7 protein-coding genes are annotated in these 12,118 nt (G+C 39.5%); all 7 read right to left on the bottom strand.

What is annotated here, in order from left to right; genetic code table 11:
• Positions 1 to 6 precede the first annotated feature (6 nt).
• From ABTV71_RS01715 to ABTV71_RS01685, 7 genes are read right to left on the bottom strand one after another with little or no spacing between them, the layout of a single operon-like run.
• Positions 7 to 714 (bottom strand): fasciclin domain-containing protein, encoded by a 708-nt coding sequence (locus ABTV71_RS01715; RefSeq protein ID WP_433902083.1) that lies wholly within the window; start codon positions 712 to 714, stop codon positions 7 to 9.
• A 4-nt stretch (positions 715 to 718) separates the two neighbouring features.
• Positions 719 to 2,236 carry a RagB/SusD family nutrient uptake outer membrane protein gene (locus tag ABTV71_RS01710; protein WP_433902082.1) on the bottom strand — a complete coding sequence of 506 codons (1,518 nt, stop codon included), beginning with the start codon at positions 2,234 to 2,236 and terminating at the stop codon, positions 719 to 721.
• 17 nt (positions 2,237 to 2,253) lie between these two features.
• Positions 2,254 to 5,409 carry a SusC/RagA family TonB-linked outer membrane protein gene (locus tag ABTV71_RS01705; RefSeq protein WP_433902081.1) on the bottom strand — a complete coding sequence of 1,052 codons (3,156 nt, stop codon included), beginning with the start codon at positions 5,407 to 5,409 and terminating at the stop codon, positions 2,254 to 2,256.
• Between the two features lie 35 nt (positions 5,410 to 5,444).
• A complete protein-coding gene (locus ABTV71_RS01700) occupies positions 5,445 to 6,470 on the bottom strand; it encodes a DUF5007 domain-containing protein (RefSeq protein ID WP_433902080.1) in 1,026 nt (341 codons plus the stop codon).
• Positions 6,471 to 6,472: 2 nt separating this feature from the next.
• Complete coding sequence (locus ABTV71_RS01695) at positions 6,473 to 7,174, bottom strand: hypothetical protein (RefSeq protein WP_433902079.1); 702 nt, start codon at positions 7,172 to 7,174, stop codon at positions 6,473 to 6,475.
• Positions 7,175 to 7,196: 22 nt separating this feature from the next.
• Entirely contained in the window at positions 7,197 to 8,795 is a 1,599-nt protein-coding gene (locus ABTV71_RS01690) for a RagB/SusD family nutrient uptake outer membrane protein (protein ID WP_433902078.1), read from the bottom strand.
• Between the two features lie 18 nt (positions 8,796 to 8,813).
• Positions 8,814 to 11,777, bottom strand: coding sequence for a SusC/RagA family TonB-linked outer membrane protein (locus ABTV71_RS01685; protein ID WP_433902077.1), 2,964 nt, complete (start codon positions 11,775 to 11,777; stop codon positions 8,814 to 8,816).
• Positions 11,778 to 12,118 lie beyond the last annotated feature (341 nt).

Genomic DNA, 12,118 nt, shown 5'->3' with positions numbered 1-12,118 from the left:
AATTAATTAGGGTTTCGCGGGACCAATACCTTCGGCAATAGCCTCATCGATGAACTTTTGGGTATTAAAACCAAAATTATGTTTAGCCCGGTTCAAAACATGGATCGCACCATTGTTTGTTTGAATATCAGATGTTGCTATTGGGTTATTCTGTAAGGCTACCTGTGGATTTGACAAATCGGGGATATAAGCCAGAAATAGCTGGCGATAACCCGCATATTGCACACCGCCCGCATCATTAAAAATAACTCCAATATTCATAATCCGACCGCTATAACTTGTATAATTATGCCCCGGATAGGCGACATACGACAATGTATCCCGTTGCGGATAATCCTTTAATAGAGAGGTTCCCTTAAAAATATACTGCGAAAGCGTATTTCGCCAGACTTTTGGCTTGATTTGATCCAATCTTGACACCGTGTCTTTCCCGTTAAACTTGAGATATCTATTTAACCCTATGATGGATTTATTAATCGATCCACCTGGAGGCGCAAAAAATGTAACATCTTCCTTGTCCAAGACATCGTTCATACCGGCTAAATCGATGACCATGAGTGTACTGTCAAAAAATGGCGCCTTTGATTTTAGGTAAGCCAATGTTGATCCATTATATTTTGCTTCATGTACGCCAGTATCGTAATAATACTTATTACAGGCCGTCAATAACAAGACTACAAATACAAATAATAGCGTTTTTCTATTTCTTTTCATGCGATTAATTCCAAAAAGTGTTACCATTAAGATTAGGGTTTGCCGAGCGCTCATCACTAGTGATAATCAGCGGAAACGTCCAAGCTCCACTGTTAAAATTCCCAACACTCATGACAGTTTTCGAAAAGTCACTGCTAATGACCCGTTTCGTTCGCACCAGGTCGAAATAAAATTGTCCCTCTCCTATTAATTCCCGGCACCTTTCTCTAAATATTTCATCCTTTAAATCCTGTCCCCCACCAACAAATGCGGCAGCCCCTGCGTTTAACCGAACGCTGTTTAGATACTCCTTAGCTTTTGTTTCATCGCTCATTTCAGCGGCTGCTTCTGCGACCAAAAGGAAAGCATCGGATAGTCTGAAGACGATCGCACAATCATCACTATTCATCGTAACAGCACTCCCCGTACCTGTAGAATATGTGTTCACATATTTTTTAAATTGGAACGCTCCGCCATTCGCATCTATACGCTCAAACCAAGTAATACGGCGCAAATCAGTCGCAGACACCGGAAATAATTTATCAATATACTCCTTCTCATAAGTCATATAACTCTCCGTTTTGGAAGAGTTTCCGCGATACGGATAATGTGAAAAGAAAAAGGAATAATTGGCGAATGACTCAAATGTTTCTCCATAATTATATTCCTGCAATAGGCTGAATAAATTCTCTGGGGATCTTCCCTTAAAAATCCTTTTCGTATTTTCTGTCGAAACAGGCAGTAAATAATAATCCTTATAGTTTGCTAATTCTTCCGAGAGGTCCAAAACGGCTTTATAATAAGGTGTTTTGTCGCCATTTTCCCAAGCGGCTGCCCACATATTCAGGTGCATTAACAATGCCACTGCACTTGCGCGGGTAGGACGGATCCCCATTAAGGATGAATCATCGTATTTAACCGGTAAATTGTCTTTTACAGACAACATATCTGCGATACATTTCTTGACAACTTCCAATTGCGTGGTTCTTGCCAAAGCTTCACTATGATACGCATCCGTATAATAAATCGCATCACCAAAAAGCTTGCAGATATACATGTAACTTAGATTACGTGTAAAAGTTGCTTCGGCCTGATACCTTTTGCGTTCCGTCTCCGAAATTTGATCCGATGGAACATTTGCCACTTCAGCATACAATATATTACTGGCAGCGATGACATCATACCATCCTTTCCAGGTCATGACCGACTTTAATCTCTCGTCGTAAGTCGTTGTACCGCTGACCACGGGATTAAGATTGTGATTAATTAAATTATTAATAGGTATATTTCCATTGTTGTCCAAGTTCACGGCAATTCGTACGAAATTGCTGCGTATATCTATGGTAGGAAATAGCATCTCTCGGCCGATTTTATTTCTCAATTTCATGTAAATGCCATTTGCATACCCCTCAACATCTGCTTTTGTCTTCCAAAAATTATTACCAGACAAAGCATCTATAGGTGTCACATTTAGAAATTTTTCACAGCTTGACAAGGACAGCATGAGTGCTGCTATTGGAAATAAATATTTTAAACTTCTCATTTTCATAATTTCAAAAATTAAAATTCAACGTTTAAACCGAGCGCAAAGGTTTTTGGTAAGGGGTAGTTACCGCCAAAATCCCGGCCTAGAGCGCTTACATTTTCGGGATTTGGTCCAGAATAACGCGTGATATAACCCAAATTGGCCGCAGTAAAGTTGATACTGATCCGGTTCATGCCATAACGACGAGTCAGATCTTGGTTAAAATTGTAGTAAACTTTAATCGCATTCAGCTTAAAGTATGATCCATCCTCTTGGAAGAGCGTTTGGTTAAACCGAAATGGATCCATGATTTTCGAGCGAACAAAATCTAAGGGATTAGCGTAATCAGCAATGTTTCCTGTTTGTTGCCAATAGTTAAGCTGCGAAAGCGGAACTAAGTATCCCATTTTAGTCGGGTCCCCGAACGTAGCAAATTGACTCGCGAGGTTATTATTTAGGATATCCCTTTTTAATGTGAAAGATGTATTGAGCTCGAGGCTCCAATTTTTATATTGTAACATCGATACAAAACCACCAGTGATCTGCGGTTGAGAATTACCAGCGATAACCCGGTCATATTCATCCAAAACATAATTACCATCCAAATCCGTAAAAATCGGATCTCCCTCTTTAAAATAGTTCAGAATACCTTTTCCTCCCACCCGATACGGAAGCCCTGTTAATGGATCTACTGGAACTTGTGCATTGGTCGCATATACCCCTTTTGTATTGAATAAATAGTTTGACAAAGAATTGATCCCCAAGCGGTAATATATATCCTGTTTGTTGACAGCATCATAATAAATCTTTTCTCGCAAACCGTCAGGAAGGGCCGCCAAAATTTCTTTATTGATTGCAAAAGATGCTGACATTGTCCATTTTAACCGGCTGGAATTACTCAATGGCCGTCCGGTAGCCTGGAATTCCCATCCATAATTAACGTTGCTAATTTCTGTGGAGGCAATTGTATTAAAGGAATTTGACGTCGATAATTTCTTCTCCTGGAAGATATTATCATTTTGTTTATAGTAGCTATCTATCGCCAGTGAAAGCCGATTTTTAAAGAGTGAAAAATCAAGACCGGCATTATAAGTAGTTGCCCTTGATGGCTCCAAACTCAAATTTGGCAAATAGTTAAGATCCGTAACAACCGTCTGTTTGTTATTATATTTCTCACCACCATAATATTTACCGTAAGCCTGATAGATGTTTCCATTTGGAGTAATATTTGAGCCATAGCTTAAGCGCACAGAACCATAATCCAACCAATTCACATCCTCCATAAAATTCTCGCGATCTATATTCCATTTTACAGCTACGGAAGGATTTTTCTTATATCCGGCATTTGGCCCATTTGTAGAAAGCCCATCAATTCGATAATTGAAATCCAAAACGTATCGCTGTTTATAATTGTAGGAAAACTGTCCTGCAAATGCCACCGTCCTTAGATCCGTAAAATCAGTAGTTCCGCCCAGCGAGGTGTAATAGTTTGTCATTTTCGTTAACGGACCCCGTAGTTGATCATTGACCACTTTATTATTCAAAATAGCATCCGCCTTAAAATAAGAAGCCCGTAATTCAGAGAAACCAAACAAAGAAAAGTTATGTGCATCCTCGCCATTTTCTTTAATCGAGTAGACGTAAGAAATTTGATTTCGATTGTACAACGTTGTCGCACGATCGTTGTAAGTATAGTATTTCGCTTGGTTGGAATTGAGTATGGCCGGCGTAAAATTGTCCTTTGTACCGGACTGTCCTGTATAACTTAGATAAGAGCCTATTTTAAAGTTCTTGAATAGATCGTAGCTCAAGTTTACTGTAGCGGTCGTTATCAACACTTTGTTGTCATCATCGATTTCCATCGCGCCTAAAACACCGTTTACAGAGGAATATAAAGATGGTGCCGGCAATAAGGATGAAGCGCTTCCCGCATCTGCGACACCGGTATTTATCAACCCGTTTCCACTTCCCATTCGCTGACGCTGGATTGAATTGTTTAGCTGAGCTTCCAGCTTAAATCTATCCGTTGGGTTATAAATCATATTCATATTCAGGTTGTAACGTCCATATCCCGTATTCGCCTGAATCCCCTTCTCATCATATAAACCTAATGCGACTTTGTAGTTGAACCGAACGTCACCACCAGACACATTTAAATTGTGTGTTTGATTGTAAGTTGGTCTGTAAAAATAGGATTGCCAGTCTGTAGAATTATTATAATATGCGTTGAGACTATCCGACAGAAATGGCGTTGAATTGATCAGGTCAATAGCATGCGTCCATGATGTATCGAAGCGCATAATCTGGTCTATCCGCAATAAACGTTCGTCCTTACCTCCAATGACAGCTCTTAATTTAGGTACGGTCGCCATAAAAGCCGCTCCGTTATATCGAACGATAGGAACTTTAGAATTGCCTCGTTTTGTTGTGATCAAGATAACCCCATATGCTCCCCGTGATCCATACAGTGCTGTTGCCGCAGCGTCTTTTAACACCGTTATATTTTCAACATCTTCCGGAGGAATTTGAGATGCGGGAGAAACCCCCGGCCCGGCTTGCTGAAAACCGTAGGAAAAATTGGAATTGTCATCCACGGGTACCCCATCGATAACATACAAAGGCGAGGTCGGCGTAAGAAATGCCGAGTTGCCATCTCCAGATACATTGATATTAGAAATCCCCCGAATTGTAACGCTCCCTCTGAATCCTGGAGCTCCGGTATTATTCTGGATATTTAAACCAGCGACACGTCCCTGCAGTAGTGACATTAGATCTCCCGCCGGTACTCCCTGGATATCCTTACCGGAAATAGTCACTGCCGAGCCCGTGCTCAGTGCTCTCGATTTGGTTTGGTATCCAGAAGTCACCTGCACCTCCTGTAGCATTTCATTGTTGCTATTCAGTATCACAGTGATGTTCGTACGTTTATCCACATTCACCGTAGTAGATTTATACCCTATCGCTTTGAAAGTCAATGTCTCATTATTGGCAACTGTAATGATGAATTTACCTAACCTATCTGTTGTCCCAATTGATTTCGATCCAACATAAATATTCACTCCGGGAATAGATTCTTTGGTACTGGATGCGCCGTCAAGCACAATCCCCGTCACCTTCACCTGTTGCTGAGCGTGGGCGACTTGATGAGCACCAATAATCAACAAAATGACTATCGTATATATATACTTCATTTGAAATATTATTAATTTAAGTTTACATTGATTCATTAATCATTATCAAATTTTGGTTTATCACGTTTGAACCAGAATGTCAATTCCCAGTCCCCCTTTTCATAGATATTAAAGTTGAACGCGAGGTAACATTGCTGAAGAACGTTGCCAAAAGCCATACGATTAAAACTAAATACAGTTCGCGCCTGTTCACCGGAGAGGGTTGTATATCGTGTAGGATACGCACTCAGCGGGATTGGATAAGCAACGTCATAAGACACTTTTTTGTCATCTTTGACCATATTAAATCCATGAACCAGATTTTTCCAATCGGTCGTAGCAAATTTGTTCGGATCTATCGGGTTGGACAAAGAGTCTATAAATTTAAAGGTGATACTATTGCCATTTCCGGTTTTTTTAAACAGTACCTGAACATCACTGATCGTATTTAATGGCTGTCCACGCTCCCCGGTTATGTTGATCCCGGAGGGATTAACAGAAATCCCGGTTCCCTGCCCGGTGATTGGATCTAAATTAGATGGCTCATAAGGTCTCTCCCTAAATGGTCGCAAACGCATATTCTGAAAATATCTTCGTCCACCTGAATTAGACATCTCGACATCAAAGATATAGCCTGAATCGGGCTGGGCGCTGATCATATTGGAATTCGCCGCCTGCCACATCATAAATTCACCAGAATGGGGCCTAATTTCAAATAGCGGATGATTTTCTGTGGTTCTTTTTGCTTCTATTTCAGCAATCGAGGTTTCAGTACCATCATAGATACCTTTCCATACGGTGACGGGGTACAATTGACTCAGCTCCGGTGCTGGATCACCATTGAACTTTCGCATATTCACAATTTTGAAATCAAGCGGTCTGCTGGAATTGCCATATTGGAATATCTTGTCAAATAAGGTGTTTCTCCCTAAAACAGGTCTAAATTCAGTTGTTATATATTTGGAGTCACTTGCGATAGAAAGGCGTTCATCGGGTAAATTTTTTGTGCAAGACCCCAAAAACAGGATTCCCAACAATACAGCAGCACTCCGTTTAATTTTTTTTCTTACTAGTCTCATCATCTCTAATTGGCTAAATCGGTTTCAAAATCAGTAGATAAACGATCGGTAAATTCATCAAATCCGAAATTATGGATGGATTCAAGAATATTTATTGTCGCATTATCCGTCCGAATATTTACGGTATTGGCCTTTGTACGCACCCAATCTTTGGAAAAAGAGGAGCCAAATGTATCACTGAATCGCAAAGCACTTGCCCCACCCTCGACGTAACCCGAGGAGCTCATTTTTTCATATTTAACATGCATCGGATAGTTGTACAGAATACTTCTTACCAAAACTCCATCTGAATCATTGATATAATTATCTGTTGATTTACTGCCTCGGATAAAATATTTGCAGAGCATGACACTGAGCTGCTGCTCGTCGGCAGTCGAGAGATACACCGGAGCCATTCCAATATTCTTTCGTCTGATATTTAAATACTTGATAGATGCTTCGAAATTTTTATTTACTGGAGCAAATACGGTCAATTGCTCCTTTGATAAAGAGTCTTCCAGATTGGGATAACGTTTCAGAACCAGCAGTAACGAATCAAATGTACCACTAGGCTGATCTTTCAGATATTGTAATGCAGTGCCTTTATACACTTGTACAGTATTTACATAGTCATAAAAAGGCGATTCACTTTTGCTGCAAGCGCACAAACCAAGAGAAAAAATTCCCGAGATCATGAACAGCCTACTTATTTTCATTATTCTTTTCATACACATTTCAATTACGATTAGGTTATTGCCAATAAGGGTTTTGAATAATCATTGTATTCGCATTAATAACATCTTGCGATACCGGCCAATAAATCCCGCCTTCATGCTCAAATTCTCTAAATGTCAATTGTTTCCCATTTTTAACAATAAAGGTCTTTTCAGATTTCTTCAGTCTATTGTATCTGACCATATCGTACCATCTCCAGCCCTCGCCCATTAATTCCCGTCTTCTTTCTTCGAATATCGCCTTGATAAGATCCGGTGTATTTTCCGATGTAAAAGTGATTCCACGTAGATCGCAGGCTTTATTTAATGCACTAAAAGCACCATCCTTATCCCCCAGAGCAGCTAATGCCTCAGCTCTCAACAACGTAATTTCTTCCATTCTACTAAAAACCAGAGAAGAACTAAACATGGTAAAATTGCCCGAGGTATTTGCGGTATAGATCACTTTGATTTTATTGAAAATTGGTAGCTCAGATTGAAAATCATAAAAATAATTTGTCCTATAAAGCTTTGTCGCTGGATCAATACTGAATCTTAAGTCCTTTGGATCTGTGAATATTTTGATTATACTATCCTTCGGAACATACATCTCAGGTTTTGTTTTTGGGATAAAGGGAGCGGCCAACGTTAACTGTTCTATATGACCATTGGCTGTAGAGAGGCCATTACCTGACTCAAAAGGAAAACCAACCATAACCGTTGCTCTTTTATAGGCGAAAGGACTCATGCTGTTATTGTTCTCGGTCAAGCCATCCATGTTGATATAGTCCAAAGGATTTGCACCATCGACATAGTATTGTGTTGACTGATTATCCAAGACAAACTTTGCGTAGTTTGCCGCATCCACATAGTTTCCTTGCCAAGCTGCAATATGCGCTAAAATGATATAAGCGGATAATCTTGTAAAGATATTCCCATTCCAAGAGGGCCAGCCTTCGCCATAATATAATCCAGGCATAATTGGATCGGTACCACCGTATCTAAATGGCACAACTTTGGCGGCCGAGAGTAGCTCTTCCGTTGCAAAGGCCAATACCTTTTCTTTCGAAGTTCGCGGTAATTTAATAAAATCACCATCATGCGAAGATGTCAACAGAGGAACGTCGCCCCAGATGCGAACCATATAAAAATAAGCGAACGCTCTCAACATCCTCGCTTGGGCAACATCAACGTCATAATTTAGTTTTGTATAACGTTGATCCAATTCCAATATTTTACCAGCACGTTCGATAAAAAGGCTAGCCGCATTTATACCAGCATAAAAACGTCTCCAGTTTGTAATTCTATTAATGACTGGATAGGAAGCATTAAGCTGCCCTTTTACCACAGCTTTTAAATCAGATCTATTTGTGATCGTAAAATCCCCCATACGGAGATCGCCCATAATCCAATGCCCATTGTCCGCGACAGTTGCCGATCGTAAAAGCCCATAAATTGACATCAAATTTGCTTTCGCATCTTCCAGTGTTTTCCAATTCGTTTCTTCTGTGGCCAATCTGGTGGAAGAGACATCATTGATCTTATTACACGCTGAATTTCCAAAAAGGATCGTAAAAATCAGGACTGCAATTGCCGATTTGGAAATCCAATTCCGTTTATTTTTTTTATAATTCATGATAAGTAATAATTGCTATTATAAGTCTAGTTTAAAGCCCAATACAAACGTTTTAGGAATTGTTAAATTAGCTCCGTCATAATATCCATTGACATTGGCCAATTCCGGATCAACCCCCGAAAACTTAGATATTGTTAACAAATTCGTCGCAGTTGCATATAGATATAAGCGTCTCAAGGATTTATTGCCATGATTGAAGATCTTAAGATCCTTCAGATCATATCCGATCGACAACGACCGGAGTTTTATATACGAAGCATTCTCAAGAAAAAGGTCCTGATCTATCCGATATGGATCCACATCACTCCAGGGATTGTATATTGGGTATTGTTTTTCATTTTCAATCTTTTGCCAAGAAGAAACCTCTTTCACTGAATTTATATCATTTCCAGCCTCGCGATTAATAAATCCATATTTAGTTGCTTCATATTGATTGAGCGCTTTTTGCCCAGCAGCAAAAATAAAATTGAATCCAAGGTCAAAATTTTTGTATGAAAACGTATTGTTCCAGCCCCCCGAAAACTTGGGAAGCCGATCTCCTACCATGACTTTGTCTTTATTATCTATCCGATTATCCTTATTGTGGTCTGCCCAAATAGGATCTCCGACATTGATGGAGATGCCATTAAAAGTGCGCCCCTCCTGAATCTGTTCTGCTGAACTATAAATTCCCGTATTATTATACAACCAAAAGCTGCCTACCGACTTGCCAACCTCCAGCCTATTATCGCCTACAATCAACTCATGGAGTCCATCAGGCAGGGCCTTGACTTTATTTTTGTTGTAATTCACATTCACCGCCGTATTCCAGTTAAGTCCGTCCTGATGTTTGATGACATGTCCATTCAATAGCAGTTCCAAGCCTTTGTTATTGATTTTCATACCCGACTTATAATTCACATTGTATCCAGTTTCCGTAGCCACAGGGATTCCGATTACCTGATCATTATCGTTTCGATTATAAGCAGAGACACTGACATGCAATCTATCTTTCAAGAAACTTACATCCACCGTTAAATTGGTTCTTTCTGCTTGTGGCAATTTAATCCCATAACCAATAAACCCACTTTCGTATGGACGATTTATCCCAAGAACGGGTCCATACCCCGGAATTGTAGGTTCTTCGAACCATCCATTTTCAGCTCTGTATTGAGGTCCTGCAGCATACCTATCGTCTAAGAATACGCGAACGGATCTTCCCCATCCGGCCGTTATATTCAATTGATCGAACGTGCTATTGTCTTTTAGCAAATGCTGTTTCAAGTTATAAGAAACGGAGGACGAAGGCGAAGTTATCCAGCGGCTATCGGGTTGTCCATTTGAAGCTCCGTCTCTCCTGACAATGCCGCTTAATGTTAAAATGTCTTTATACCGATACTTGGCAGATCCATAAAAAGACAGCAAATTGCTGACTTCTTTATCGATAAACCGAAAGACATAAAAACCACTGGCAGCCAATGCATTGAGATAATCATCACTCTGTGGATTGCCATTGATTTTATTCAGCTTCACATAATCATTGGGCCCGTTGTATGCCTGGGAATAATTATATTTATAAGTATCGCCCTGGAAGGTCTGTCCTAACTCAAGATCAAAAGAATGTTGTTCTTTAAAATCGAATTTATAAGCCGCGGAATTATTTAAAATAAGGCGTTGATTATACCCAAAATAATTAGACAGATAACTAATTCCGCCCATTAGGGTAGATGGAACAAAAAAATCACGAATTCCTTCATTATAATCAAACATGAGGCTCGAAGTAAGAATGAGTTCGTTAATTTTTGCGCTGATGGTGAGGTTTCCGTTTATTGCTGTTGTCCGATTGTCGTCGACACTTTTTTTACTTTCTTCCAAATAAGATCCAAAATTTATCGCATTGGGAGACAATGGACTTGATAAATCAGGAATATATCTTGCCTCAGCAAAACGATCACGCAAGCTTCGATTTCGGTCTCTATCCAAACGTACCGCATTCACATTACTCGAAACAGTCAACCAACTAAAAGGAGCCATATTTATTCCAAAAAGGACATTGTATCTTTTGAGGTTGGTATCGTCAGCATTTCCGGCACTTTTAGTTCCTGATCCAAAAAATCTGAAACTTGCCCGCTCGCTACCACCGATTATCCCCAGATCCGCAGAATATGTGGGTGTATTCTTATAATACAGGTCATTCCAATTGGAAGGCCCAAAATAGGCTAGATTAGTTGAGTCCCGCAGATAAGCTGCGTAATTATCATATTCCTCTTGATTAGCATACTTTTGGTAGAATTGTTTCCGGAAATTATTTTCATATTCTCCATTTACTGTATATACTTTTGGTTTAGTTGCATAGCCAAAATAAGAATTGACACTTATATCCCGCACGCCAGCCTTCGCATTTTTGGTCGTGATGTATATGGCACCATTCGCCGCATTCGGACCCAGTTTGGCCAGCTCGTATGGGTCTTTTATAACTACAATGGATTGAATATTACTGATATCAATTTGAGAAAATAGATTTGTAGCAGGTCCTATTCTATTAAAATCATATTTTTGAATGTCAAATGCGAAAGGGTTATCCTGTACCAAAGGTACCCCATTCAAATATACAGCAGGCTGGAGCGCATACATATCTCTTTTATTGAACAAAGGTCCGGATGCCCCCTGGATAATCATACTCTGCATACTCCCCGGCTCACCACTAGATTCTTGGACATATACTCCCGCCAGATTCCCCTTAACGATCTGCTGTAAAGATAGATTGGGTACGACATTTACGGAGCGGATATTGACTGTATCCCTTGAATTCTTAAATTTTTGCAGTGATTGGATCATCCGCCCTATCGTATCTGTATTGGAGACATTCGCAACAGTATCATAAAGGAGGCCGTTGTTACTGTTAGCCCGACAATTGGGCACAAGATCCATCGCATAAAGAGATTGTGAACCAACAGCAGATAAAAACAAAGCAAATGATAGGCTTGTATAATTTTTAACCATTATTTGTTATAATTTAAGTTTGAACTTATAGTGCTACTATTGATAGCAAGCATTTAAGGTTTTGTTATGGAAGGAAAGCTCCATCAATGATGCTGTAAGTTGATCGTTATTTTTTTGGTTAGTCAAACATTTTGTGATGTTTGTTTTTACAGCTATCAATATGTTTATAGTGAACCTTCTGGAGCACTAATTTTTGATATAGTAACTATGTCTTTCTTTTCATTTTCTAAAGATTATTAAATTCACATTTTGATTAGGTCTTGATTTTAAAAGTACTTTGCAACAGCAGCTAAACTTTGGTTTCTAGATCAGATATAATTTATAAGTCTAAAACAATAATA

Origin of the sequence: Sphingobacterium puteale, assembly GCF_050986225.1 — a bacterium.
In the GTDB taxonomy this organism is placed as follows: Bacteria; Bacteroidota; Bacteroidia; order Sphingobacteriales; family Sphingobacteriaceae; genus Sphingobacterium; species Sphingobacterium puteale.
This window is presented reverse-complemented; position numbering and strand designations above follow the sequence as displayed.

Coding starts and splice junctions, on each gene's coding strand:
- ABTV71_RS01715 (WP_433902083.1), bottom strand. CDS start 714: ATGAAAAGAAATAGAAAAACGCTATTATTTGTATTTGTAGTCTTGTTA.
- ABTV71_RS01710 (WP_433902082.1), bottom strand. CDS start 2,236: ATGAGAAGTTTAAAATATTTATTTCCAATAGCAGCACTCATGCTGTCC.
- ABTV71_RS01705 (WP_433902081.1), bottom strand. CDS start 5,409: ATGAAGTATATATATACGATAGTCATTTTGTTGATTATTGGTGCTCAT.
- ABTV71_RS01700 (WP_433902080.1), bottom strand. CDS start 6,470: ATGATGAGACTAGTAAGAAAAAAAATTAAACGGAGTGCTGCTGTATTG.
- ABTV71_RS01695 (WP_433902079.1), bottom strand. CDS start 7,174: ATGAAAAGAATAATGAAAATAAGTAGGCTGTTCATGATCTCGGGAATT.
- ABTV71_RS01690 (WP_433902078.1), bottom strand. CDS start 8,795: ATGAATTATAAAAAAAATAAACGGAATTGGATTTCCAAATCGGCAATT.
- ABTV71_RS01685 (WP_433902077.1), bottom strand. CDS start 11,777: ATGGTTAAAAATTATACAAGCCTATCATTTGCTTTGTTTTTATCTGCT.